General features: G+C 57.3%; 20 protein-coding genes. 9 read left to right on the top strand and 11 right to left on the bottom strand.

Translation table 11 applies throughout. The features are described from left to right. Positions 1 to 52: 52 nt before the first annotated feature. From ACIOWA_RS01315 to rpoE, 3 genes are read right to left on the bottom strand one after another with little or no spacing between them, the layout of a single operon-like run. Positions 53 to 1,018, bottom strand: coding sequence for a MucB/RseB C-terminal domain-containing protein (locus tag ACIOWA_RS01315; RefSeq protein ID WP_401157800.1), 966 nt, complete (start codon positions 1,016 to 1,018; stop codon positions 53 to 55). 8 nt (positions 1,019 to 1,026) lie between these two features. Next, complete coding sequence (locus ACIOWA_RS01310) at positions 1,027 to 1,614, bottom strand: sigma-E factor negative regulatory protein (RefSeq protein WP_007911408.1); 588 nt, start codon at positions 1,612 to 1,614, stop codon at positions 1,027 to 1,029. A 30-nt stretch (positions 1,615 to 1,644) separates the two neighbouring features. Next, positions 1,645 to 2,226, bottom strand: coding sequence for an RNA polymerase sigma factor RpoE (rpoE, locus tag ACIOWA_RS01305; protein WP_003172477.1), 582 nt, complete (start codon positions 2,224 to 2,226; stop codon positions 1,645 to 1,647). 557 nt (positions 2,227 to 2,783) lie between these two features. On the opposite strand from rpoE, the gene nadB reads away from it, so the two are divergent. Beyond that, entirely contained in the window at positions 2,784 to 4,400 is a 1,617-nt protein-coding gene (gene nadB, locus ACIOWA_RS01300) for an L-aspartate oxidase (RefSeq protein WP_339430746.1), read from the top strand. On the opposite strand, the gene ACIOWA_RS01295 is transcribed toward nadB, so the two are convergent. Next, positions 4,369 to 4,821 carry a protein YgfX gene (locus ACIOWA_RS01295; protein WP_339430745.1) on the bottom strand — a complete coding sequence of 151 codons (453 nt, stop codon included), beginning with the start codon at positions 4,819 to 4,821 and terminating at the stop codon, positions 4,369 to 4,371. The genes nadB and ACIOWA_RS01295 overlap by 32 nt on opposite strands. Continuing rightward, complete coding sequence (locus ACIOWA_RS01290) at positions 4,805 to 5,059, bottom strand: succinate dehydrogenase assembly factor 2 (RefSeq protein ID WP_093438371.1); 255 nt, start codon at positions 5,057 to 5,059, stop codon at positions 4,805 to 4,807. The genes ACIOWA_RS01295 and ACIOWA_RS01290 overlap by 17 nt, the downstream gene beginning before the upstream one ends. Positions 5,060 to 5,210: 151 nt before the next feature. Between ACIOWA_RS01290 and ACIOWA_RS01285 the strand changes: the two genes are divergently transcribed. Together ACIOWA_RS01285 and ACIOWA_RS01280 are read left to right on the top strand one after the other, a co-directional pair. Next, positions 5,211 to 6,152, top strand: a complete 942-nt coding sequence (locus tag ACIOWA_RS01285) for a folate-binding protein YgfZ (protein WP_339430744.1) — start codon at positions 5,211 to 5,213, stop codon at positions 6,150 to 6,152. Positions 6,153 to 6,186: 34 nt separating this feature from the next. Next, entirely contained in the window at positions 6,187 to 7,008 is an 822-nt protein-coding gene (locus ACIOWA_RS01280; RefSeq protein ID WP_339430743.1) for an HDOD domain-containing protein, read from the top strand. A 91-nt stretch (positions 7,009 to 7,099) separates the two neighbouring features. Here the strand turns inward: ACIOWA_RS01280 and ACIOWA_RS01275 are convergent, their stop codons facing one another. Continuing rightward, a complete protein-coding gene (locus ACIOWA_RS01275) occupies positions 7,100 to 8,485 on the bottom strand; it encodes a sensor histidine kinase (RefSeq protein WP_401157797.1) in 1,386 nt (461 codons plus the stop codon). Beyond that, complete coding sequence (locus ACIOWA_RS01270; protein WP_339430741.1) at positions 8,478 to 9,149, bottom strand: response regulator; 672 nt, start codon at positions 9,147 to 9,149, stop codon at positions 8,478 to 8,480. The genes ACIOWA_RS01275 and ACIOWA_RS01270 overlap by 8 nt, the downstream gene beginning before the upstream one ends. A gap of 236 nt (positions 9,150 to 9,385) precedes the next feature. Between ACIOWA_RS01270 and ACIOWA_RS01265 the strand changes: the two genes are divergently transcribed. The 5 genes from ACIOWA_RS01265 to ACIOWA_RS01245 are packed head-to-tail and all read left to right on the top strand — an operon-like array spanning position 9,386 to position 14,767. Beyond that, positions 9,386 to 10,678 (top strand): OprD family porin, encoded by a 1,293-nt coding sequence (locus ACIOWA_RS01265; protein ID WP_401157795.1) that lies wholly within the window; start codon positions 9,386 to 9,388, stop codon positions 10,676 to 10,678. A 53-nt stretch (positions 10,679 to 10,731) separates the two neighbouring features. Continuing rightward, positions 10,732 to 11,709 (top strand): tripartite tricarboxylate transporter substrate binding protein, encoded by a 978-nt coding sequence (locus ACIOWA_RS01260; protein ID WP_339430739.1) that lies wholly within the window; start codon positions 10,732 to 10,734, stop codon positions 11,707 to 11,709. Positions 11,710 to 11,768: 59 nt separating this feature from the next. Then, on the top strand, positions 11,769 to 12,227 hold the full coding sequence (locus ACIOWA_RS01255; protein ID WP_339430738.1) for a tripartite tricarboxylate transporter TctB family protein: 459 nt from the start codon (positions 11,769 to 11,771) through the stop codon (positions 12,225 to 12,227). Between the two features lies 1 nt (position 12,228). Next, on the top strand, positions 12,229 to 13,743 hold the full coding sequence (locus ACIOWA_RS01250; protein ID WP_339430737.1) for a tripartite tricarboxylate transporter permease: 1,515 nt from the start codon (positions 12,229 to 12,231) through the stop codon (positions 13,741 to 13,743). Next, positions 13,736 to 14,767, top strand: a complete 1,032-nt coding sequence (locus ACIOWA_RS01245; RefSeq protein ID WP_401157792.1) for an AbrB family transcriptional regulator — start codon at positions 13,736 to 13,738, stop codon at positions 14,765 to 14,767. The genes ACIOWA_RS01250 and ACIOWA_RS01245 overlap by 8 nt, the downstream gene beginning before the upstream one ends. 64 nt (positions 14,768 to 14,831) lie before the next feature. Here the strand turns inward: ACIOWA_RS01245 and ung are convergent, their stop codons facing one another. After that, entirely contained in the window at positions 14,832 to 15,524 is a 693-nt protein-coding gene (gene ung, locus ACIOWA_RS01240) for a uracil-DNA glycosylase (RefSeq protein ID WP_401157790.1), read from the bottom strand. A 132-nt stretch (positions 15,525 to 15,656) separates the two neighbouring features. Here ung and ACIOWA_RS01235 point away from each other — a divergent pair, with 132 nt between their 5' ends. Then, positions 15,657 to 16,769: an enoyl-CoA hydratase/isomerase family protein gene (locus ACIOWA_RS01235; protein ID WP_401157788.1), complete on the top strand. Its 1,113-nt coding sequence runs from the start codon at positions 15,657 to 15,659 to the stop codon at positions 16,767 to 16,769. Between the two features lie 69 nt (positions 16,770 to 16,838). On the opposite strand, the gene ACIOWA_RS01230 is transcribed toward ACIOWA_RS01235, so the two are convergent. From ACIOWA_RS01230 to ACIOWA_RS01220, 3 genes are read right to left on the bottom strand one after another with little or no spacing between them, the layout of a single operon-like run. Then, complete coding sequence (locus ACIOWA_RS01230) at positions 16,839 to 22,400, bottom strand: calcium-binding protein (protein ID WP_401157786.1); 5,562 nt, start codon at positions 22,398 to 22,400, stop codon at positions 16,839 to 16,841. A 2-nt stretch (positions 22,401 to 22,402) separates the two neighbouring features. Then, the gene (locus ACIOWA_RS01225; RefSeq protein WP_401157784.1) at positions 22,403 to 23,257 is read right to left on the bottom strand and encodes a hypothetical protein; all 855 of its coding nucleotides are present in this window, start codon (positions 23,255 to 23,257) and stop codon (positions 22,403 to 22,405) included. Position 23,258: 1 nt separating this feature from the next. Next, entirely contained in the window at positions 23,259 to 24,503 is a 1,245-nt protein-coding gene (locus ACIOWA_RS01220) for a glycosyltransferase family 4 protein (protein ID WP_401157782.1), read from the bottom strand. Positions 24,504 to 24,789 lie beyond the last annotated feature (286 nt).

Below are 24,789 nucleotides of genomic sequence, written 5' to 3'. Positions count from 1 at the left end.
ACAAACATTTCATCTCCGTCTGAACGAAGAAAGAGTAATGACTGAAATCAGCTCACTGCTTGCTGGTTGCTGGGGCATCGGTATTACGCATCGAAAGCGCAATTCGTTCGGCAGTGCCGATTGGAATCTCACCCACCACGGTGACCATGATCTCGCCTTCCGGCGTGGTCAACCGACGGGATACGGCGACAGTCGGGCCCAACTGGGTGCGAGTATCCGTAACGGTAGCGCCATTCAATGGCTCAAGGAAAACCGAGAAGCGCGCCAAGCCATCGTCATACATCAGGCTGGTGACCTGCGCCTTTGTTTCCGAATCTTTGTGCGAAGCGCTGCTGGTCAGTTCGAAGCCGGGGGGCAACCACACTGAATGCCAGACCTGAGCCGTTTTCACGGCAGAAGCCTTGTCGCTGTCGAGCTTGACGGGCTTGCAGTCGGCGTCGGCCAGCAGGTCTTTATCAGAGGGTACATCGGCGGTATCGAGACTGGTGAACTGGAAGCGTTCGAGCAACTGCCCTTTGTCATTGAGCAACAATGACTTGAGCGCCAGCCCGGTCTGCTTGTCCAGATGCAACTCAAACCCGTAACGATGCTGGTCACGAGGCGTGAGCGATACGATCACTGCGTCTCGCCCGGCCACGCGCGATTTGCCAATGACGGCAAGGTCATACCAGTTCTTAAGCTTTTGCGGATCGAGAGAGCGAGCGGCGGAGTTGGGAGTATCCCCCAGCCCGGCAATCAGGGTGCCGCTGACGCATTGAGTATGTCCATCAATGCGCACGACTTCCTGTGCAGAACCGTCGAGCTGAAGTAAACGCTCGCGAACCTGGCCATTCTGGACGCGATGCCAGATGTTATGGGTAGAAAAACTACCGTTACGCTCGTAAACGAATGTGCCTTTAAAGCTCTGCTGCTGTTCGGCCTGGCCCAGACGGGTCAACCAGTCCTGGGCCTCGTCGGCGTGGGCTGGAACAACGAACCAGCCACTGAGCAGAAGCGAGAGTAGAGGTATGGCGCGCATGATCCTCCTTAACGGTTTTCCAGGCTCGCTGCACGTGCATATGGCAGTGCGCTTTCAGTACCTTTCAGAGCTGCCTGTTGAGCGTGTTGGCGCAAGTAACCCGGCAGACGCTGATCGTGCCAGCCCGGCTGACCTTGCAGTACGCCGTTGGCCATAGGGCCAGTGGCTTCCGAACTCTCACTATAGCCTGCCAAAACAGCCGGGCCTTTTACTTGTGGAGTGGCCAGGGTTGGCTGGTTCGATTGCTGTGCCAGTTCAACACCTGCAATTTCGTCCTGGTTGTAAAGACGAACACCGGCCAGAACGGCAACAGTTACCGAGGCTGCAACAGCCAGACGGCCGAGGTTGCGCCATGGGCTACGGGATACTTTGGCCGGAGCCGTTTCGTCTTCCAGTGCAGCAGACACTGCCGCAGCGATATCCAGACGTGGAAGCAGCAAATCCTTGTGCATGGCTGCCCGAGCGATCTGGTAACGAGCCCAGGTCTCACGGGTTTCAACGTCGTCCAGTGCATTGAGCACTCGACGCAATTCCAATTCGTCCGCTTCGTTATCCATCACTGCGGACAGCGATTCCTGCAGGGCTTCACGACTCATGGCGTTCCTCTCTTGGCTGTCGCCGCTGTCTCAGTTTTCCTGCAACAACGGCTGCAGGGCTTTATCGATGGCCTCCCGGGCGCGGAAAATCCGAGAGCGCACGGTACCCACCGGACACTGCATGACGCTCGCAATGTCCTCGTAACTCAGACCATCGAATTCACGTAAAGTTAAAGCCGTACGCAAATCCTCTGGCAGTTGCTGAATGGTTCGATGGACGGTGCCTTCGATCTCATCCCGCAGCAGTGCACGTTCTGGTGATTCGAGATCCTTGAGGCCATGATCGCCGTCGTAGAACTCTGCATCTTCGGAACTTACATCGCTATCCGGCGGCCGGCGGCCGCGTGAAACCAGGTAATTCTTCGCCGTGTTAATGGCAATACGGTACAGCCACGTATAAAACGCACTGTCGCCGCGAAAGTTTCCAAGTGCTCGATACGCCTTGATAAAGGCTTCCTGAGCCACGTCCTGGGCTTCATGGGTGTCGTGCACAAAACGCACGATCAACCCGAGAATTTTGTGCTGATATTTCAGCACCAGCAGATCGAAAGCTCGCTTGTCGCCACGTTGAACGCGTTCGACCAGTTGCTGATCCTCTTCCTGGGTTAGCATGAACACTCCTCGATAAGCCCGGAGGAGACTTGCATAACTAAATGACCAGACTTGCAACCATAGACTCGGGCTTTTCGCAAAAGTTCTCCCCCTCCAAGCAAGTTTCCTGCGGGCTCTGTTTTGGCACGCACGAAAAACGCAGCGCGGGATAAACCGGCTGCGCGAATAATCTTGTCATCGGTTTCGCCGGCAGGAACCCAACCGCAGATTCCGCACGTAAGCCGACACTGTCCCTTGTTTCTGGCACCGTCTATTGATCTTGGGCCTTTGGCAAAAGTTCCAATTATTTATAGACGCACCCACTCCACATTGGGCAACCCCGGGAAGGAAAAGTCTGTTTCATCGTCGATACAGTCGTCTTTTCCCAAAACTCATGGAAAATCTTCCGACGAAACACACGGCTTTTTCCGTCACAGTAGTTTCACAATGCCATATAGGCCCGGCTATTGTGCCGCCCCACCCCTCTATATACTAGTGGGCTGTGTGGTTGTCTTGACTCGCCAATCCAGCTGTCTTGCGCCACCCCCGATCCGGGTCGCTTTGAGCGGAATCCTGAAATGAGCCAACAGTTTCAACACGATGTTCTGGTCATTGGCAGCGGTGCTGCCGGTCTGAGTCTTGCGCTGACCCTTCCAGGCCATTTGCGCATTGCCGTATTGAGCAAGGGCGATCTCGCCAACGGTTCGACGTTCTGGGCCCAGGGTGGCGTCGCCGCCGTACTGGACGACACCGACACTGTCGAATCCCACGTCGATGACACCCTGAACGCCGGCGGCGGTCTGTGCCATGAAGACGCCGTGCGCTTCACCGTCGAGCACAGCCGGGAAGCCATCCAGTGGCTGATCGATCAAGGCGTGCCGTTCACCCGCGACGAACAGTCCGGCACTGAAGACGGCGGCTTTGAATTCCACCTGACCCGCGAAGGCGGCCATAGTCACCGGCGCATCATCCATGCGGCCGATGCCACCGGCGCTGCGATATTCAAAACCTTGCTGACCCAAGCCAAAGAACGCTCCAACATCGAACTGCTGGAGCAGCGGGTTGCCGTCGATCTGATTACCGAACGACGCTTGGGCATGGACGGCGACCGCTGCCTGGGCGCCTACGTGTTGAACCGCGCCACAGGTGAAGTCGATACCTATGGAGCGCGTTTCGTGATTCTGGCTTCCGGCGGGGCTGCCAAGGTCTACCTCTATACCAGCAACCCTGACGGCGCCTGTGGTGATGGCATCGCCATGGCCTGGCGCTCGGGCTGCCGCGTGGCAAATCTCGAATTCAATCAGTTCCACCCCACCTGCCTGTATCACCCGCAAGCCAAAAGCTTCCTGATCACTGAAGCGTTGCGCGGCGAAGGCGCGCACTTGAAGCTGCCCAATGGCGATCGCTTCATGCACCGCTTCGACAAGCGCGCCGAACTCGCACCGCGAGACATCGTCGCACGCGCCATCGACCATGAAATGAAGCGTCTGGGTGTGGATTGTGTCTATCTCGACATCAGCCACAAGCCTGAAGCCTTTATAAAAAGTCACTTCCCGACGGTTTATGAACGCTGTCTCGGTTTCGGCATCGACATCACTCAACAACCGATCCCGGTCGTACCCGCCGCGCACTACACCTGCGGCGGAGTCATGGTCGACCAAAACGGTCGCACCGATGTACCGGGTTTGTATGCCATCGGTGAAACCAGTTTCACCGGCCTGCATGGCGCCAATCGCATGGCCAGCAACTCGCTGCTGGAATGTTTCGTCTACGCCCGCTCGGCGGCGGCAGACATTCTGGCGCAACTCGATGATGTGACAGCGCCAAGCGCCCTGCCCGCGTGGGACGCCAGCCAGGTCACTGATTCCGACGAAGACGTAATCATTGCGCACAACTGGGATGAACTGCGCCGTTTCATGTGGGACTACGTCGGTATCGTGCGCACCAACAAGCGCCTGCAACGGGCCCAGCACCGAGTGCGCCTGTTGCTGGACGAGATCGACGAGTTCTACAGCAACTATAAAGTCAGTCGCGATCTGATTGAGCTGCGAAATCTCGCCCAGGTTGCTGAGCTGATGATTTGCTCAGCCATGGAGCGCAAGGAAAGTCGCGGCCTGCATTACACCCTCGACTATCCTGACCTGCTGCCCGAAGCGCTCGACACTATTCTGGTGCCGCCCACCTACGTCGGCTGAACTTGAGTCGTACTCGCAGACGTCGGTGCAGATCCGCCGTCTGCGAGTCCCGAGGCACACAGATCGACCTGACCTGCCACTCCCCGCGCAAACGAAAGCGCAGCACCACGATCAACGGCAGCGCCAGACTGTCGGGGCGCAACTGCACGGCTTGCCAGCCTTCGACCTGATTCCACAATTGCCAGCCATCGGCATCTCGACGCAATCCACAAAATGCTTTTGGATGACTCAGCAGGATCTGCCGCGGCAATACCCAGAAACCGTGAACCAGGCAGCCGAAAGCACCGACCAGACTCGCCCAGAGAGGAATAGACAGTAGGCACAACGAGCCCAAAGCGAATGCCTGGGCCAATAGATACGCCGCCAGCAACTGCCGTGAGGCATGCCAGCGGCATTCGAACGTATTACTTGGGCTGAACACGATCCAGGATCATGCGAACCATGCGTTGCAATTCCGGATCTTCGGACTCGCTGCGCTCCATGAACCAACCGAACATGTCCTGATCCTCACACGTCAGCAGTCGCACGTACAAATCGCGATCCACCTGATTCAGGTCTGCGTAAACCTCTTTCACGAACGGCACCAGCAGCACGTCAAGTTCAAGCATGCCGCGACGGCTGTGCCAAAAGAGGCGATTGAGTTCAACTTGTTCGACCATGGGGCCCTCCTCAAATTTGGCGGCAAGTATACAGCCCCCACGCGGCTCGCACAGTCGGCTTTGGTCGGGCACCATCGATCCTTTATGAACTACCCATTTCAACAACGCCCCCTTATGATGTGCCCCAGACTTTTTTACCCTGCGAAGACCCATGGCCGATTCTGCTTTTTTCTGCACCCTGTCTCATGAAGGCGTTCTCGCGGTTCGCGGCGCGGATGCCGGAAAATTCCTGCAAGGCCAATTGACCTGCAACATCAACTACCTGAGTGACACCAAGGCCAGTCTGGGTGCGCGCTGCACACAAAAAGGCCGGATGCAGTCCAGTTTCCGCATTCTGCTCGAAGGTGACGGCGTGGTGCTGGCCATGGCCAGTGAGCTGCTGGAGCCGCAACTGGCGGATCTGAAAAAATACGCCGTGTTCTCCAAATCCAAACTGACTGATGAAAGCGCCGCTTGGGTGCGTTTCGGCCTGTCGCATGGTGACAGCGCCTTGACCAGCCTCGGTCTGGACTTGCCGGCGGAAACCGACAGCGTCGTGCGCAGTGAAGGTCTGGTCGCGATTCGCGTCTCGCCGGACCGTGCCGAACTTTGGGTGCCGGCCGATCAAGCCGATGCGATCAAAAGCAAATTGTCGGCGGTCCTGCCTGAAGGTGAACTCAATCATTGGCTGCTCGGCCAGATCCGCGCCGGTATCGGCCAGGTCATGCCGAGCACCCGCGAACTGTTCATCCCGCAGATGCTCAACCTGCAAGCAGTTGGCGGCGTAAGTTTCAAGAAGGGTTGCTACACCGGCCAGGAAATCGTCGCGCGCATGCAATACCTGGGCAAACTCAAGCGCCGCCTGTATCGCGTGAGCCTGGAGGCGGGTGAGTTGCCGGAGCCCGGCACGCAACTGTTCGCGCCGAGCCACAACAGTTCGATCGGCGAAATCGTACTGGCCGCCCACGCCGGACAAAACATTGAACTACTGGCGGTGCTGCAGGCCGAAGCTGCCGAAGCGGGCAATCTGCATCTGGGCAGCCTTGAAGGCCAGACACTGCACTTGCTCGATTTGCCCTACGAACTGGATCGCGACCGCGAAATCCAGCGCTGATCGCAGCGTTTGTGCAACACCCTAGAGAGTCTAAATGAGCGAACTGGCGGATAAGGTCCAAAAGGATTTGATTGAGGCCATCGACAACGATGACCTGGTTCTGCCCACGTTGCCGGAGGTGGCCCTGCAAATTCGCAAGGCCGCTGAAGATCCGGAAATCAGCGTCAGCGACCTGAGCAAAGTGATAGGCCGAGACACCGCGCTCTCGGCGCGCCTGATCAAAGTGGTCAACAGCCCCCTGCTGCGCGCGGCGCAGGAAGTCACCGACCTGCACACGGCCATCACCCGACTGGGCATCAACTACAGCAGCAATCTGGCGATCGGCCTGGTGATGGAGCAGATTTTCCACGCCAGTTCCGAAGTGGTGGAACAGAAAATGCGCGACGTCTGGCGCAAGAGCCTGGAAATCGCCGGGGTCAGTTATGCGCTGTGTCGCCGCTACTCCCAGCTCAAGCCCGATCAGGCGGCATTGGGCGGGTTGGTGCATCAGATCGGTGTGCTGCCGATTCTGACCTACGCCGAGGACCACTACGAACTGCTGTCGGACCCGGTCAGCCTCAACCATGTGATCGACAACATTCATCCGCTGCTGGGTGACAAACTGCTGCGCGTTTGGGAGTTCCCCGAGCGACTGGTGAAATTGCCGGGGCTTTATCAGGATTTCACACGCGATTCGGCTGAAATCGATTACGTCGATCTGGTGCAAGTGGCTAGCCTGTATTGCCACAAGGACACCGATCATCCGTTTGCACGCATTGATCCGCTCACTGTCCCGGCGTTCAGGAAGCTTGGGATCGATCCCGAGAACAAAGTGTTGTGCGCAGACCTGGAAGAGTCGCGGACGATGTTTTACTGATCTGAAACCACGCCATTGGCGAGCAAGCCCACAGGTTTACGCGCCCACTGTGCGAGCTTGCTCGCGAAGAGGCCTGCACACCCCATACAAATCACCCGGCGATAAAGCTCACCCGCACCTTCAACCCCGCCTGCTCACCATCGTGCAGGCTGATCTGCGCCAGATGCGCCCGACAAATCTCACCGACAATCGCCAAGCCCAAACCCGAGCCCGCCACCTGCTGATTACGCCGATAGAAGCGCTCGAACACCCGATCACGCTCCTCCAGCGGAATCCCCGGCCCGTCATCTTCAACCTCAAGCACCGCCGGCGCCGTGACCCGCAGAATCACATTGCCGCCCGACGGTGTATGCGCCAATGCGTTGTCCACCAGATTGCTCAGCAACTCATTGAGCAGCGTCGGCTCGCCACGCAACCACACCGGCTCATCCGCCTCCAGCGCCAGGGCGACACCGCGCGCGTGCGCCAGCGGCGCCATGGCCATGCCCAGTTCACGGGCCAATTGACTCAGATCGAGCAACTGCGCGCCGCCCTCGGCAATTGCCCGAGCGCCGTTTTCGACGCGGGCCAGCGACAGCAACTGATTAGCCAAATGGGTCAGACGATCGGTGCTTTGCGCGCAGGATTCCAGAGTGCTGCGCCACGTCTCGGGTTCACTTGATCGCAAACCCAACTCAAGCCGCGCCTTGAGCGCTGCCAATGGCGTACGCAATTCATGCGCCGCATCGGCGATGAACTGCGCCTGACGTTCAAATTGGCCGCGCAGGCGCTCGGTAAAATGGTTGAGGCTGCTTACCAGCGGACCAAACTCGTGCTGCACTTCCACCAATGGCAACGGGCGCAAGTCATCGGGCTGACGCTCCTCCACCGCCGTGCGCAACCGCTCCAATGGCCGCAACGCTGCACTGACCGCGAACCAGACCAACAGCAACGCGCCAATCGCCAACATGCCCAATCGCAGCAACGTATCGCCCGCCAGACCGCGTGCCATGCTGACGCGAGCTTCATCGGTTTCAGCGACGCGGATTTCCGCCATGCCATTCATGTTCGGCTCGCTCACCGCTTTGAGCAGGCTGACCACGCGCACGTTCTGGCCCCGGTAGGTAGCGTTGTAGAAGCGCGCCAATGCCGGATAATCGTCGGTTCTTGGCGTGCCGGGCGGCGGTCCTGGCAGGTTTTCGTAACCGGAAATCAACTTCTGATGAATGTCGTTGACCTGGTAATAGATCCGCCCGGCGCTGTCGTAGGCGAACGTATCGAGGGCCACATAAGGCACATCGGCACTGAGGGTGCCGTCACGCTGGGACAAGCCGGCAGCGATGGTTCGCGCCGAGGCCAGCAAGGTTCGGTCATAGGCAGTGTCGGCGGCGACGCGGCCATTCCAGTAAGCACTCAAGCCACTGGCAAGCATCAACACCACCAGCAATATCGCCAGATTCCACAGCAACCGCCAGCGCAAGCTGCTGGGCTTATGCATCGCGGCTTTCCAGCAGATAGCCGAGGCCACGGAAGGTTACGATCGCCACCGGTTGGCCATCGAGTTTCTTGCGCAAGCGATGCACGTAGATTTCGATCGCGTCAGGGCTGGCCTCCTCATCAAGGCCAAACACCTGCGACGCCAGTTGCTCTTTGCTCATCACCCTCCCCGGCCTTGCTATCAGTGCTTCGAGTACCGCTTGTTCGCGAGACGTCAGGCTCAGCAATTCCTCGCCGAGGGTGAAACGACGGGTGTCGAGGTCGTAGGCCAGCACACCGCAACGCTGCTGACGCTCGCCGCCGAGCACAGTGCGGCGCAACAGGGCCTTGACCCGCGCTTCCAGTTCGGTCAACTCGAAAGGTTTGGCAAGGTAGTCGTCAGCGCCAAGATTGAGGCCGTGCACGCGATCCTTCACATCACTGCGTGCGGTCAACATCAACACCGGCAAATTCTTTCCGCGCGCGCGCAATCGCGCCAGCACCTCAAACCCGTCCATGCGCGGCAGGCCGACATCGAGGATCGCCACCGCGTACTCCTCGCTGCCGAGCGCAAGGTCGGCCGCCACCCCATCGTGCAACACATCCACGGTAAGACCCGTGCTCTTGAGCGCCTGAGCAACACTTTCGGCCAGTTGCAGATGGTCTTCGACGAGCAGAACACGCATGGATTTTCACCTCATTCAGGGGTGGCCGACGCCACGCTTTGCCGCGGAGTTTACAGCCGCCTCTGCCGCTGTGAAGCCCGAAAACCGTGAAAGTCATTTGAAAGGTTAGCGAAAGGTTGGCCCGTTAGAGTCAATGCACGGACAGTCCAGACTGCCGTCGCTGATGCCACACAGCGTTACGAAAAACGCCACGAAGCGTTTTCGACCAATAAGAACAATAAACGGAGTACCCCCGCATGCCGTCCTTGCAGACCAAGGCTCTCACGCCTGTTCGTCCTTCCCGTTTCAGCCGTACCGCCCTTGCCAGTGCCGCCGCCCTCGCCGGTTTTTCGCCGCTGAGCCACGCCGACTTCATCGAAGACAGCAGCGCCACCTTCGAAACCCGCAACATGTATTTCAACCGCGACTTTCGCTCTGGCACCAGCGCCCAGCAATCCAAACGCGATGAATGGGCTCAGGGTTTCATGCTCAATCTGCAATCGGGTTACACCGACGGCACCGTGGGGTTCGGTGTCGATGCGCTGGGCATGTTCGGGGTCAAACTCGATTCGAGTCCGGATCGCACCGGCAGCGGCCTGCTGCCGACCCACGACGATGGGCGCGCCGCGAACGAATACTCGAAAGTCGGCCTGACCGGCAAAGTAAAGATCTCCGCCACGGAACTGAAAATCGGCAGCCTGATTCCCGAACTGCCAATCCTCAAGGCGAACGACGGGCGCATCCTGCCGCAGACCTTTGAAGGCGGCTTGCTGACGTCCAAAGAGTTCAAGAACCTGACCTTCACCGGTGGCCGTCTGGAGAAGGCCAAGGATCGCGACAGCACCGATTTCGAGGACATCGCCCTCAACAACAAGAACGGCCGCTTCGCTGGCGCCGTCGCCGGTAAACACTTCGATTTTGGCGGCGTGGACTACAAGTTCACCGACAAGATCACCGGCAGCTACCACTTCGCCCAACTCGACGAAGTCTACAACCAGCACTTTTTCGGCCTCGTCGCCTCACGGTCGATGGGCCCGGGGACTTTTGCGACCGACCTGCGTTTTGCCCTCAGTGATGACCAAGGCGCAGCCCGTGGCGGCGAGATCGACAACCGCTCGCTCAACGGTCTGGTCAGCTATGCCTTGAGCGGCCACAAGTTCACCGCCGGTTATCAGCACATGTCCGGCGACAGTGCATTCCCCTATGTCGATGGCAGTGACCCGTACCTGGTCAACTTCGTGCAGATCAACGATTTCGCCGGCGCCGAAGAGCGCTCCTGGCAAGCACGTTACGACTATGACTTCGGCAAACTCGGCATCCCTGGCCTGAGCTTCATGACCCGCTACTTGAGCGGCGACAACATCAAACTCAAGAACGGTGATGAAGGCAAAGAGTGGGAGCGCAACACCGAAATCAAATATGTGGTGCAAAGCGGCGCCCTGAAAGACGTTGCCGTGCGCCTGCGTAATGCAACCTACCGTTCCAACTATTCTGCTCGCGATGCGGACGAAGTGCGTCTGCTGGTGAGCTATAGCGTTGCTCTTTGGTAACCGCCCTTGGGTAAGCAACACCTCGAATAACAACAATGTCCGTGGAGACTGAAATGAACTTATCACTGCGTAAAGTGGCTCTCGCCGCCAGTTGCATCCTGTTTGCCGGCCAGCTCTTGGCCGAACCGAAACGTCCGGAATGTATCGCCCCGGCTTCGCCTGGCGGTGGTTTCGACCTGACCTGCAAACTGGCGCAAAGTGCGCTGGTCAACGAGAAGCTGCTGAGCAAACCGATGCGCGTGACCTACATGCCCGGCGGTGTCGGCGCGGTCGCCTACAACGCGGTGGTCGCTCAACGTCCCGCCGACGCCGGCACCCTGGTGGCGTGGTCGAGCGGTTCGCTGCTGAACCTGGCTCAGGGCAAGTTCGGTCGTTTCGATGAAAGCAACGTGCGCTGGCTGGCAGCCGTCGGTACAAGCTACGGCGCCATCGCCGTGAAAAGCGATTCGCCCTACAAGACTCTCGACGATCTCGTTCAGGCGCTGAAGAAAGATCCGAGCAAAGTGGTCATCGGTTCCGGTGGCACCGTCGGCAGCCAGGACTGGATGCAAACAGCGCTGATCGCCAAGGCTGCCGGGATCAACCCGCGTGACCTGCGTTACGTCGCCCTCGAAGGCGGCGGCGAAATCGCCACGGCCCTGCTTGGCGGGCACATTCAGGTCGGCAGCACCGACATCTCCGACTCCATGCCGCACATCCAGAGCGGTGACATGCGTCTGCTGGCGGTGTTTGCCGACAAGCGTCTGGATCAGCCGGAAATGAAAGACATCCCGACGGCCAAAGAGCAAGGCTATGACATCGTCTGGCCGGTGGTACGCGGTTTCTACCTCGGGCCAAAAGTCAGCGATGAAGACTACGCCTGGTGGAAAGCGGCATTCGACAAACTGCTGGCCTCCGAAGACTTCGCCAAGCTGCGCGATCAGCGTGAACTGTTCCCGTTCGCCATGACCGGTCCGGAACTGGACACCTACGTGAAGAAGCAGGTCGCGGACTACAAAGTGCTGGCCAAAGAGTTCGGCCTGATTCAGTGATCGTCTCTGTCTAGCGGCTGTGGCCCCGTTCGCCCGGGGCTGCAGCACAGGAGTTCCCCATGCTTATTCAACGCATTTTCGCCTCGGTGCTGTTGCTGGCCTGCGTCGGCCTGGCACTGATGGCCTGGCCGTATCAGGCAGCCTTTTCCTACGAACCGGTTGGCCCTCGCGCCTTTCCTCTGTTGATGCTCGGTCTGATGGGCCTGGCCTTGCTGTACATGGTGTTTCGTCCAGCACCGATCAAAAGCAAAGATGACGAGCCGCCGCTGGATCGTGAAACCCTGACCAAGATCGGTATTTGCGTGATTCTGCTGCTGGTGTTCGCCGGCACCTTCGAACCCCTTGGTTTCATCATCGCCAGCATCCTGACGGGCATACCGATGGCGCGCCTGTACGGCGGCCGCTGGTTGCCAAGCATCGTGATCATCAGCCTGATGGCCGTCGGTCTTTACCTGCTGTTCGACCGTGTGATGGACGTTCCGCTGCCCCTCGGCCTGCTCGACGTTCTGGAGAACTGATATGGATACTCTTGGCTATTTGGGTCAGGGCTTTGGCGTCGCGCTGACCCCCTACAACCTGGTCACCGCGCTCTGCGGCACCTTGATCGGTACTGTCGTCGGCCTGCTGCCGGGTCTGGGCCCGATCAACGGCGTGGCCCTGCTGATCCCGATCGCATTCGCCCTCGGCCTGCCGCCGGAATCGGCGTTGATTCTGCTGGCGGCGGTTTATCTGGGCTGCGAATACGGCGGGCGAATCAGTTCGATCCTGCTGAACATTCCTGGCGAAGCCTCCACCGTAATGACCACCCTCGACGGCTACCCGATGGCCCGCAAGGGTCTGGCTGGCGTGGCGTTGTCGCTGTCGGCGTGGAGTTCGTTCATCGGCGCGCTCATCGCCACTTGCGGCATGGTGCTGTTCGCCCCGCTGCTGGCGAAATGGGCGATTGCCTTTGGTCCGGCGGAATACTTCGTGTTGATGGTCTTCGCGATTGTCTGTCTCGGCGGCATGGCCGGTGATCGACCGCTGAAAACCTTTATTGCGGCGCTGATCGGTCTGTTCCTGTCGACCGTCGGCATCGACGCCAACAGCGGCGTGTATCGCTTCACCGGTGACAACATTCACCTGACCGACGGCATTCAGTTCGTCGTGCTGGTGCTGGGCCTGTTCTCCATCAGCGAAATCCTCCTGCTGCTGGAAAAAACCCACCACGGCCAGGAAGCGGTAAAAGCCACCGGGCGCATGATGTTCAACTTCAAGGAAGCGGCGTCGGTGTTCACGGTGAACCTGCGTTGCGGCGTGCTGGGTTTCATCATGGGCGTGTTGCCGGGGGCCGGTGCGACGCTTGCCAGCGCCGTGGCCTACATGACCGAGAAGCGTCTTGCCGGCGCCACAGGCAAATTTGGTGAGGGCGATGCCCGTGGCCTCGCAGCCCCGGAAACCGCCATCGGTGGCGCGGCTTGCGGTGCCTTGGTGCCGATGCTGACCCTCGGTGTTCCAGGTTCAGGTACCACCGCGGTGATGATCGGTGCGCTATCGCTGTACAACATCACGCCGGGCCCACTGCTATTCCAGCAACAACCGGACATCGTCTGGGGTCTGATCGCCTCGTTGTTCATCGCCAACGTCATGCTGGTGGTTCTCAACATCCCGATGATCCGCGTGTTCACCCGCATCCTCGCCGTGCCGAACTGGGCACTGGTGCCGGTCATCGCCATCATCACCGGGATCGGCGTTTACGCGGTGCATGCCACCACGTTCGATCTGTTCCTGATGATCGGCATTGGTATCTTCGGTTACATCCTGCGCAAGCTGGACTTCCCGTTGTCGCCGCTGCTGCTGGGCTTCATCCTCGGCGAACTGATGGAGCAGAACCTGCGCCGCGCCCTGTCGATCTCCAACGGTGCACTGGAAATCCTCTGGTCGAGCCCGATCACCCTCGGTTGCTGGGTGTTGACGGGGATCATGCTCTTGATGCCGATCATCCGTATCTGGCGCAAACGTTCCGCTGCCCGTCGCGCCATTGCCGGTGTCTGATCGGTCGCTCAAGACCGTGTGGGGAACGCCGCTGGTCGGTCTGCTTGGCGGTTATATCGCCAGCCAGATCGGCTGGCCACTGCCGTGGATGGTCGGCTCGTTGCTGGCGATCATCCTCGTGCGCTGCTTCACTCCTTGGCAATTGAGCGAAATCCCTGGCGGGCGTAAATGCGGCCAGTGGATTGTGGGAATCGGCATCGGCCTGCACTTCACCCCGGTGGTGATGGAACAGGTGCTGAGTCATTTCGGTTTGATCTTCTTCGGGGCGCTGGTCACCAGTGTGTCGGCGGTGGTCGGTGTGTGGTTGATGCGCCGTACCGGCGAAGATCGAGCTACCGCGTTTTTTTCCAGCATGCCCGGCGGCTCGGGTGAGATGGTCAACCTCGGCGCGCGCAACGGCGCGATGCTCAGCCATGTCGCGGCGGGGCAGAGTTTGCGGGTGTTGGTGGTGGTGTTGTGTGTGCCGGCGGCGTTCAAGTATTTGCTCGGCGATGGCACGCCTGTTTCTCACGCAGGCAGCGTCGACTGGCGCTGGCTGGCGCTTCTGTTTCCGGCGGGTGCCCTGCTCGCCTGGGTCTGGGAGCGACTGCGTCAACCCAATCCCTGGCTGTTCGGGCCATTGCTGGTGAGCGCGTCGATCAGCATTGGCTGGGACTTGCACATCGGTCTGCCCGATGGCGGCAGTCAGATTGGCCAGTGGCTGATCGGCAGCGGTTTGGGCTGCCACTTCAACCGGCAATTCTTCCGGCGGGCGCCATCGTTCATGGGCCGCACGTTGATCGGCACGGTGTTGACCATGTTGATCGCAACATTGGCGGCGCTGGGCTTGAGCACACTGACCCATCTGGATCTACGCTCGCTGACCCTGGGCATGATGCCTGGCGGTATCGCTGAAATGAGTCTGACGGCGCAGACCCTGCAACTGTCGGTGCCGCTGGTGACGGCGATGCAGGTGATGCGGTTGTTGTTTGTGCTGTTTCTGGCTGAGCCGTTGTTCAAATACTGGAATCGCAATCCCGAGTAATTCAGAAAGACCGGGTTGCCTTCTTCGCGAGCCTGTTCGCGAAGAAGGCAACCCGGTCACCCCATCAAACCGGCGGCAACCGCCACTCAATCGGCGTCTCGCCGTTCTGCTCCAGAAACTTGTTGGTGCGACTGAAGTGCCCGCAACCCAAAAAGCCACGATACGCCGACAACGGTGACGGATGCACTGACGTCAGCACCAGATGCTTGGTCGCATCAATCAGCTTTTGCTTGCTCTGCGCATGGGCGCCCCACAGCATGAACACCAGGTGCGTCTGCTGCTCGCTGACCAGCTCAATGATTCGATCAGTGAAAAACTGCCAGCCCTTGTCCTTGTGCGCGTTGGCGGTGGCACGCTCCACCGTCATGGTGGTGTTAAGCATCAACACGCCTTGATCGGCCCAGCTCTGCAAATAGCCATGGTTGGGGATGTCGATGTTCAGGTCGCGCTTCAACTCTTTATAGATGTTGACCAGCGACGGCGGTGCCGGCACACCCGGTTGCACCGAGAAGCACAGGCCATGGGCCTGGCCCGGGCCGTGATACGGGTCCTGGCCGAGGATCACCACTTTGACTTTATCCAGCGGCGTCGAATTCAGCGCGTTGAAAATCAGCGGCCCCGGCGGATAGATTTCCTTGCCGGCCGCCCGCTCCTGCTGCAGGAAGTTACGCAACTCTGCCATGTAAGGCTGGTCGAATTCGGCACGCAGTGCCTCCTTCCAGCTCGGTTCGAGTTTGATACGGTCGTCAGCAGTCATGGTCATACCCGGCAAAAACAATGGGGCGAACCCTAGGAAAGCCGACCACGCTTGTCAATTGATCTGACGCAGATCCGGCACTTTCCCACACAGCGATCATACTGAACGCTCAAATTCCCGATCGAGGTCACGATGAATCTGCACTTCGAAGAACTCACCGGCACCGACGGCGCCCGCATCGGTATCGCCAGCCTGGATGCTGAAAAATCGCTGAACGCGTTGTCCCTGCCAATGATCAACGCCTTGAGCGACAAACTGAACGTTTGGGCCAAGGATCCGCAAATCGTCTGCGTACTGCTGCGCGGCAACGGCGCCAAGGCCTTCTGCGCCGGCGGCGAAGTGCGCAGCCTGGTGGAAGCCTGTCGCGCCCATCCCGGCGAAGTGCCGCCACTGGCCGCGCAGTTCTTCAGCGCGGAATATCGCCTGGATTACAGCCTGCACACTTATCCAAAACCGCTGATCTGCTGGGGCCACGGCTACGTGCTGGGCGGCGGCATGGGCTTGTTGCAAGGCGCCAGCACGCGGATCGTCACCCCGAGCAGCCGCTTGGCCATGCCGGAAATCACCATTGGTCTGTATCCGGATGTGGGTGCCAGTTGGTTTCTCTCAAGGCTGCCGGGCAAGTTCGGCTTGTTTCTCGGCCTGACCGGCGCGCATCTGAACGGGCGCGATGCGATTGATCTGGGCTTGGCCGACCGTTTTATGCTCGACGAACAACAACCGGAACTGATCGAAGGCCTGCTGCAATTGAACTGGCAGGAACAGACCGACATGCAACTCAACAGCCTGCTCAAAGCGTTGCAGCAGGAAGCCGTTGGCCAATTGCCAGAGGCGCAGTGGTTGCCGCGTCGTCAGCAAATCGACGATCTGCTCGACGTCAGCGACGTCACCTGTGCGTGGAAAGCCATCAGCCTGCAACGTGACAGCAGCGACCCGTTACTCGCCCGCGCTGCCAAGACCCTGAGCGAAGGCTCGCCGGTGACCGCTCATCTGGTCTGGGAACAGATCATCCGCGCCCGTTATATGTCACTCGCCGAAGTCTTTCAGATGGAATACACCCTGAGCCTCAATTGCTGCCGGCATCCTGAGTTCAGTGAAGGGGTCCGCGCACGGTTGATCGACAAGGATCAGAAGCCGCACTGGCATTGGCCGGACGTCAATCACGTGCCGGATGCAGTGGTCGAGGCGCACTTTCACAAGGTTTGGGAGGGCCGACATCCGTTGGCGGATCTGACGCAGTATTGAAGTACTGATTGCCCGCGATGGTCACCTTTGTCTTCGATCGCGGGCACCCTCAAACTGACGTTATTACAGTTAATTCAGTTCGTAGAACTTGATTATCTCGGCCAACGCGAGTTGCGACTCTTCATTTTCTTTTACAAGAATATCCTCCACATCACGCAGTGGCGGAAGAGGATGCAGTCGTTCGGCAATTTGCGCTGCGGGGTAGTCTTTAACCGTTTCTCCTTCGCCGCTAACCCTTATGAACCCAATCGCGCTTTCGCCTCCAGAAAAATGATTAGCCACTCGAACCTTGGGGCCCATGCCATAGCAGACCACTATGACAAGATCTTCCTGATCGCGATGAAACCTTAATTGTTCAATAGGTATACCCACACCCGAAAAATCGATTCCATCGATCCCACCCCCGGTGTTATTAATCAAGTCTCTTCCAAGACCATCGTATTTGTAGAGATCGTTGCCAGCACCACCAGACAACGTGTCATTACCGGGACCGCCTAGCAGTACATCATCGTCGACACTCCCCATCAGCGCATCATGTCCCTGCATACCTCTGATTTCACCTGCGCCGCTTAGAGTGTCATTACCGTGACTTCCCACCAGTGGGAGCGCTTGGCCATTTCTCATAGATTTGGCACTGGCCGCATTATCGACCAAGAGACCATTGTAATAAGTATTCGGGGCAGGACCCAGCTGACTGGAGCCAAACAGTTCTTTGAGAGTAAGGCTTGAGCCATCTGCAAATTTAATAATCTCAATGCCGGAACCCTCGATATCTCCGGCATTGGGTAGAACAATGCGAACTTTCTGCGACCCACCCCATTTAATATCGAGTGTCGAATAGAGCATTTGCGCGCGCGGCGGATGGCGATAGGCATTACGACGCGGATCAGGTGCCAACTCAACATTCACTGTTTCAATGAGTGTTGCGCCCCAACTGAGCTGCAAATTCTCCTGCGTCGCGTCTTCTGGAAGCACGACAGTATCTTGATCGACTAATCCATACTCGTCCTTCCATCCGGCAACACCTACTTCAGGTCGGATAAAAACCGGATTCAGCACATCCGCGATAATGGTCGTTGCGCCAGCATGCGCCTGCACGATGTAAGTATCGGCACCGTTTTCACCGTACAGGTAGTCATCCCCAGCGCCGCTCACTAAATAATCAGCGCCTTCAGAACCGAGGAGGGTATCGTTGCCTGCACCGGCGGACAGAAAGGCACCCGGTATCCTTTCATTAATATAGCCGTAATCAAGTAGAACACCAGAATAGGCGACGATCAGGTCATCGCCTGCACCCCCCAGGAAAAGATTGCCGACTTCGACATTAACTCGCCCACCGACATCGTCGCCGTGGACAACTTTATGTTTGATCGTTTCAGTTGTGACATCCCGCCGAAATTCCTTGCGGACAGTTTCGCCCGCCGTGAAACTTTCAGCAGGATAGATGTACCACCCTTCGATAGCACCTGAATCTGTTCTATCTGCAATAATTACGTCGCCGACTTTGAATGAAAAACCGCTGGCAGTGCCAGATCGAAAATAACGTGGCTCCAGCAATAACGGCGACGTAATGCCCTCTTTCTTTACCTCTCGAAAACTGGATCGGGATGTAGAGCTTGACTGTCTTTCGCTAAATACCGCATCGCCAGTGGCAGACCCCATCCATTGAGGCGTTTCAGACAATGCCCCCGTTTCGATGCTTTCATCGATCACATCAGTGTGGGTGATATAACCCGTATCGTTGGTGGTTATATGGTTACGAACCCAGACACCTGGTTTGCTCAAGGTAAATCCTGTTGCATGCCTGCTAGCGGAGCGCTTTGCTTTGAGCTCCGCCAGGAACCTGTCTGTCCAGCCAACATTATGATCAATGGCATTACTTCGTTCCTCGCCAGGAACAACGATCCCTGATTGGTCCGGAACAGCAACCTGTACTTCGTTTGCAATAATGTCTATATCTTCTTCTTTGGCCAGCACTCCATCCCCTGCTGGCGGCTCGATGATCTCTACAGCTGGCAGCGTTTTTTTCATGACCTCTTGATAGCCGAGAATGACACCATCGCTAAACGTGAACGTTGAATTCTTCCATTCTTCATAATTCCTGATAAGGATGGCGTCCCCCTCACCATTGAACAGCCGCAATACCCGGCCTACGGAAACATCAATAATGTCGGCTTTCAAACTTTCCGCAGAGAACCCGGCACCGAACTTGATGACATTGCTGCCACCTGAATCGGTGATAACGTCAAGACCATCACCCACCCCGAAATAGTAAACATCAGCGCCGTCATGGCCCTCCATCACGTCGTTACCGGGCCCGCCATCAAAAACGTTATTGCCGGAATCCCCACGAAGGTGGTCTACACCCTCCCCGCCCAACAACGTGTCGTTGCCACCACCGCCGAGCAAGGTATCGTTGCCTGAACCACCGTCCAGATAATCTGCGCCATGTTCGGCTTCGGCTGTCTGCGCGTAGTCGCCGGATAAAATGTCATCATCAGCGCCGCCATAAAGCGTGTCGGCGCCCAAGCCGCCCAGAAGGGTATCGTTTCCTTCATCGCCTTGAAGGTAATCATTGTTGATTCCACCTGACTGCAGGTTGGACACATCGCCATCCAGCGCGTCAGCTCCTGCCCCACCGATCAGGGTATCGGAACCCCCCATTCCCTGAAGTGTGTCATCGCCCGCTCCACCATCAAGTAAATCATTGCCGTGGTACCGAATTGGATGCTCAGCATAATCCCCGGCCAGCGCGTCGTTACCCTCACCTCCGAACAGCAGATCATCCGCCCCACCGCCCCAGAGTGTGTCGTCTCCTGCACCACCGTCCAGCAGGTCGCTTCCAAAAAAGTGGGCAGCGTCACCGGCAACGCCATTCAGTACATCGTCATCGCCCTTGAGAGTGTCATTGCCTGGACCACCATAAATCGCATCGTTTCCACCGTTACCAGCGAGCCAATCATCGCCACTTCCACCGTCCAATACATCGTTACCATGGTGTTTGCTTTGCAGTCCCCCGCCCCAATCGAGGTTGTCTCCCATTATCGTGTCGTTACCGCTTCCTCCGGCCAGCGTGTCATCCCCCCCATCCCCTGCAAGAAGATCATCTTCTGTTCCGCCATCAAGCAGATCCTCGCCCCATCCGCCATTGAGAACATCGCGACCGCCCTGGCCGTAGAGAACATCGTTATCGCCCTGCGTCGAACTGTTAAAGGAGGCCTGTGAAAAGACAGTTCGGTGACTGGTGACACCACCGTCTATAAGCACTTCGACGCGTTTGAATCCCCATTTCTGCTCCAGCGCGCCGGTCGTTTCATCCCCTGATAAAACGTCATCTCCCGCACCTCCAATCAGCGTATCCCGATCGTTACCGCCCAGAAGCACGTCCTGGGATGCCGTACCGATGAGCAAATCGTGGCCGGCGCCTCCGTCAAGCCAATCGCCTCGAGCGGCTTTCCCTTTAGAGTCACCAGCGGCCATGGCTTTTTCGAGCGTCGTCTGTTTATCCCCAAACAACTGATCGTTTCCGTCCTTGCCGAATAATCGGTCTGATCCACCAAGTCCGAGAATGACGTCGTCTTTTGCAGAGCCGTAGAGCACATCGGCCTTGTTTCTCTGTTTTACGTTGGCCAATAGCAACGCGTTGCCCAGCTCATCGTATGAGAACTGATCACCGGGAACATTGGGGTCGATATCTTTCGCTTTCCAGTCGCCCTGGAGAACCAGATCGGGAGCAGAGACCGTATGGTCTTGGTGTTCAGGAAGTCGGATACCAAGCATCCCGGGGCGGAAGTTATTGATAACGACGAGGTCGTTCAGGCCATATTTGATGTTGAGGGTGGGTTCAGTGAGTTCTTCGATGAGGGTCAGGGTGATGGCCTGATCCTCGGTCGACCAGATATTGCTCAAAGGGGCGCGACGTTTGAGTGAAGGAATCGGCGCGCCGTTGATCCACAGCTGCCCATTGGCGTTGGCGTCGAAGATCTCATCGATGCCATCACCGCTGGAAAACTCATAGCGGTCGCTGCCTTCGCCACCGCTCAAAGAGTCGTTACCCTTTCCTCCGACCAGAACATCATCACCGGCCATTCCGTGCAACGCATCATTGCCGTCGCCTCCGCCAAGCAAGTCGTCGCCGCGTCCACCCTCGATGACATCGTGACCTGCCAGTCCGTTGATCGTGTCATTGCCCGCGCCGCCATACAGATGATCAATGTTCGCACCGCCTGCGAAAGACCGTGCACCGTCATCGCCGAACATGACCAGCGGATTCAACACACCGGTGGTCATCGGCGCCTGTTTGGCTGAGGCGAGATCGGAGTAGGAAAACTCCTGCAGCGAGTGCTCTCCAAACGAGCCCTGGGTTCGGGCAATCAACCGGGCCAACATCTGCGCACGATCGGCAAGCCATTGCGCAGTGATGAAACCTTCGCCGGTCAGCGGATCGTAGAGTGCCAGTCCGCGTCCGGGGTAACCGTCATCGCGTTCGATGACGATTTCACTGAGTTGCTTCAGGGAATTACGCAACGCCAGGCCGATGGGTGTCGACTCGCCAGCCAGTTTTGCCCATGAATTGGCGTTTCCGTATTCGCCTATCGAACGGGTGACGATGCTTTGGGACTGCTCTGGTGAAAATGCCGAGAAGAATGCGTAAGCGTTGGTGGCGAAGGTTTCATCGGTGGTAGGTGGCGCTGCTGAATCGCCGTTGTAGGTGCGCTTGAACATGTCCAGAAATTCGTTCTGGCCATAGCGCAATATCAGGTCGACCACGACGGAAACCGGCGTGCCTTTCACTACATGCTGAATCAGCGGATTGAGGCTGCCACTGGCGAGCGCGATATTGATTTGCTCTGGCACGACGGAAAGCAGACTTTGCAATGGATTGACGCCGAAATTGCTGATCGCCGCTCGCAGGCCGACACTGTAGGAATCGATGGCGAACAGAATATTTTTATAGTCATCGAGCCTGTTGGCTTTTGCTTGAATCGGCGGGCCGCCATCTTCCCCTTGCGAATCACCCGCAGAGATCAATCTCCAGGTTTCATAGGGCGGCGCTCCACCCAACAGGCTGAATCCGACTGTCCCTGACCAGCCGGCGTTATGGCTCACGGCTGTATCCTTCTCTCCGCAAGCCTCACTAAACAGTGCCTTGCCGATCGCACTGGCATCAATCTCTGCAATCTGGCTGATGGATGGAACCGTCCAGGGTGCCAGCCGACCCGCGAGGGATCCGTCGATCAAAGTATTGATGAAATTGGCGGCGACCTGATTCGATGACAGTTGCATCAGGTTTTCACTGAAGATTTTATTCAATCTCAGTTCACCTTGCCGCGAGGTGTAGCCGCGAATCAGGGCGGAGTAGGCACCGTTTCCACCGTTGGCATCAATGGCCACGGCAAGCCAGAGCCTGGCGCTTTTCAGAACTTTTCCCGCTTCTTGATCGACAGCGGTAGCCTCAGAAACTCTTCCGCCAATAATATCGAATAGTTTTTGATACAGGGGAGCGCAGCTAGCCCCTGTTATTCCCAGTGCCTCGTACTCAATTTTTTTTGAGAGAAGCCTAATACCTTTGCAAATATTGGCTGCGTTAAAGATCGCTGTTTTTTCAATATCGCTAAAAATATAAGTCATCGTTACTTCCTTGTAATAACTGAGCGTGAAAGATAATCACTGAGAAACTTGAGCATCTCAGGTGTTTCGCGTAATGACGATAGACCGAGGTCTACGCTGCCGTGCCCCCCAGCAAAGTCAAAGCTATCCAGATTGACAGTGCAGAAAAAGTTCAACTTGCCAAAATCCAGATTTTCCAATTCTGCTCTGTTGAGCATTGCCAATTTCTCGTCAGTCAGTTGTTCCTCGGAAGCCGGGCGAATCAAACCGTTACAGCCTATCAACCGAGGGGTGCCATCACGCCGCGGCCAGCCAGTAATGACAAACGTTCTGACGGAATCCACATTCTTGAAATGCGGCGGCGGAGCATCCAGCCAAATCTCTAACCCCGGATAATTAATCAACTTCACAATCAACTCATCCGGCCAGTTGACGTGCCGATAGCCCCGTTCATGGGGTTCAGTGTTTTCTTTTTTTGTATAAAGCCCAGCGTTCAGCTTATAAAGACGCCAACTTTCAGGAGTCGGCTTTACACTCTGGTCGTGGTAAGACCGTATCTCCGTCCCGGTCCACCAGAAATGCCCCTTGAGCGTATTGGCCAGACACGCTTTCTTATTCGCCAGTTCAGGCATGCCCACATAAAACTCCGGGACCAGAGTCTTATCCACATAGCTGCCGCCCAGTATGGGCACCTGCTTCATGCTCGCCAGCTTCTTTTGACAGGCCTCCTGATCCGCGTAATAGATTGCCATCGCCTCGGCGACCTGTTCTTCACGGATATAAAAATTCACCACGCAATAACAGGCATAAATAAACAAGCCGTATTTCAACAACTTCTTAAACCATTTAACCCATGGCTTACGCGACATCCGGAGCATTTCAAATCTCCCAGTCAAACTGACGAGCAGGCGGTTTCTTGAGATGCCCGAACATCGCGCTTTCAAATACCTCAAAGTAATGTTTCGTGCCGTACGCCACATCAAATCTGCTCGCCGTCAACTTCGCAGCGCGGCGCAGGCAGTCGAACTCATCAACGGAATCAAGAACCTTGGCAATACGTTTGGCGATACCGTGATGATCGAAGAAATCCACCAGCATTCCATTGTGACCATCGACGATCACCTCCCTTACCGGAGCCGTATCCGACGCTACTACCACACACCCAGCCGCCATCGCCTCCAGTAACGACCACGACATAACAAACGGATACGTCAAATAAACATGAACCTTTGAACAGTCCAGAACTGCCCGGTAAGTCTGGTAAGGAAGCTTCCCTGTGAAATGAACGGTGGAATGATCGAAACTTACCTCTGCCTCCATCCTGCTGCGCCAATTTGCATAGCCAACCGGCTTACCCCCGTAACTGACGTCATCACCGCCCACTATGATTATCTGCGCACCGGGACACTCAGCCTGAATATGCGGGATCGCTCGCATAAAACTGTGAAACCCGCGATAAGGCTCAAGATTCCTCGCGACATAAGTAACGATCGGCTGCCCGGCTCTCAGTTCGACGCCATTGGGCAACCTGACGGCCCCAGCTTTCGCCAAACAGGAACTCTGAATGACGCCCTCGTGAATAACCCGAATGGCCGACTGATAAGCGGCCGGAAAGAGACTGCGCTGCCACCGCGTGGGCGCAATGGCAATGTCACATTGCTCAAGATTCAAAAGATGCAGCGAATTGAGCACTCGCAGCCTTGATGACTCTCTTGTTGCTCGCGGGAATTCAGGGTCGAACCCGGAATCTGCGCCCTGCGCCCGATAGTAATATTCGCAATAGTGAATAAGCGGCGCGTCAGGATAGACATCCTTGACGAAGAGCGTTTCCCCCCATCCGGGATGAGCGAGAATCACGTCCGGCCGATAACCCGAATGTTTCAGCCGGCTCAGAGTTTCAAAAACCTTCTGTCCATCAGTCACCGCTTGTTCGTAACGGGTCAGGTAGGGGTGAATACCGCTCGGCGCTCGGCTGGCAGCGCGGTATCGATATATTTTCACCCCTGCGATACCCGGCGCCGTATCCCGACCTATCGCTAAAACCTCATAACGCCTGTCAATCGCCGCCAGCACCACATGACGGAACTGGCCCGGAAAGTTTTGGTGAATAACAAGAAGCTTCATAGCGGCATCGTCCTTTTATTCGCCGCTGTTGAACTGAGTTTTGCTCACCTTGATCGGCACGAACAGACGCTAACAAATGCAAGGAAATGAAACTGTAGGAAGCGTCTGGGAATGCCCTAGGAGATGGCTAACGGGACGACTTTTCGACGGTTGCGTAGTAACGCGGGGCGGCATCCGTTGGCGGATTTGACGGGTTACTGAGCCAGACGCAGGGTCGGACCGGACGCAAATCTACATCCTGTCCGACCGCCAACACGGCGTTTAACTGGACACAAGAACTCGCACT

It is taken from the genome of Pseudomonas sp. NPDC087614 (assembly GCF_044743485.1).
Lineage (GTDB): Bacteria > Pseudomonadota > Gammaproteobacteria > Pseudomonadales > Pseudomonadaceae > Aquipseudomonas > Aquipseudomonas baetica_A.
Note: the sequence above shows the minus strand (reverse complement) of the source record. Positions and strands in the feature narration are given on the sequence as shown.

Excerpts from the sequence above, each read along its gene's own strand:
- ACIOWA_RS01280 (WP_339430743.1), top strand. The coding sequence starts at position 6,187 with ATGAGCGAACTGGCGGATAAGGTCCAAAAGGATTTGATTGAGGCCATC.
- ACIOWA_RS01225 (WP_401157784.1), bottom strand. The coding sequence starts at position 23,257 with ATGCTCCGGATGTCGCGTAAGCCATGGGTTAAATGGTTTAAGAAGTTG.
- ACIOWA_RS01290 (WP_093438371.1), bottom strand. The coding sequence starts at position 5,059 with ATGGTCGAACAAGTTGAACTCAATCGCCTCTTTTGGCACAGCCGTCGC.
- ung (WP_401157790.1), bottom strand. The coding sequence starts at position 15,524 with ATGACTGCTGACGACCGTATCAAACTCGAACCGAGCTGGAAGGAGGCA.
- ACIOWA_RS01310 (WP_007911408.1), bottom strand. The coding sequence starts at position 1,614 with ATGAGTCGTGAAGCCCTGCAGGAATCGCTGTCCGCAGTGATGGATAAC.
- ACIOWA_RS01260 (WP_339430739.1), top strand. The coding sequence starts at position 10,732 with ATGAACTTATCACTGCGTAAAGTGGCTCTCGCCGCCAGTTGCATCCTG.
- ACIOWA_RS01255 (WP_339430738.1), top strand. The coding sequence starts at position 11,769 with ATGCTTATTCAACGCATTTTCGCCTCGGTGCTGTTGCTGGCCTGCGTC.
- ACIOWA_RS01285 (WP_339430744.1), top strand. The coding sequence starts at position 5,211 with ATGGCCGATTCTGCTTTTTTCTGCACCCTGTCTCATGAAGGCGTTCTC.
- ACIOWA_RS01235 (WP_401157788.1), top strand. The coding sequence starts at position 15,657 with ATGAATCTGCACTTCGAAGAACTCACCGGCACCGACGGCGCCCGCATC.
- ACIOWA_RS01265 (WP_401157795.1), top strand. The coding sequence starts at position 9,386 with ATGCCGTCCTTGCAGACCAAGGCTCTCACGCCTGTTCGTCCTTCCCGT.
- ACIOWA_RS01315 (WP_401157800.1), bottom strand. The coding sequence starts at position 1,018 with ATGCGCGCCATACCTCTACTCTCGCTTCTGCTCAGTGGCTGGTTCGTT.
- rpoE (WP_003172477.1), bottom strand. The coding sequence starts at position 2,226 with ATGCTAACCCAGGAAGAGGATCAGCAACTGGTCGAACGCGTTCAACGT.
- ACIOWA_RS01250 (WP_339430737.1), top strand. The coding sequence starts at position 12,229 with ATGGATACTCTTGGCTATTTGGGTCAGGGCTTTGGCGTCGCGCTGACC.
- nadB (WP_339430746.1), top strand. The coding sequence starts at position 2,784 with ATGAGCCAACAGTTTCAACACGATGTTCTGGTCATTGGCAGCGGTGCT.
- ACIOWA_RS01230 (WP_401157786.1), bottom strand. The coding sequence starts at position 22,400 with ATGACTTATATTTTTAGCGATATTGAAAAAACAGCGATCTTTAACGCA.
- ACIOWA_RS01220 (WP_401157782.1), bottom strand. The coding sequence starts at position 24,503 with ATGAAGCTTCTTGTTATTCACCAAAACTTTCCGGGCCAGTTCCGTCAT.
- ACIOWA_RS01275 (WP_401157797.1), bottom strand. The coding sequence starts at position 8,485 with ATGCATAAGCCCAGCAGCTTGCGCTGGCGGTTGCTGTGGAATCTGGCG.
- ACIOWA_RS01270 (WP_339430741.1), bottom strand. The coding sequence starts at position 9,149 with ATGCGTGTTCTGCTCGTCGAAGACCATCTGCAACTGGCCGAAAGTGTT.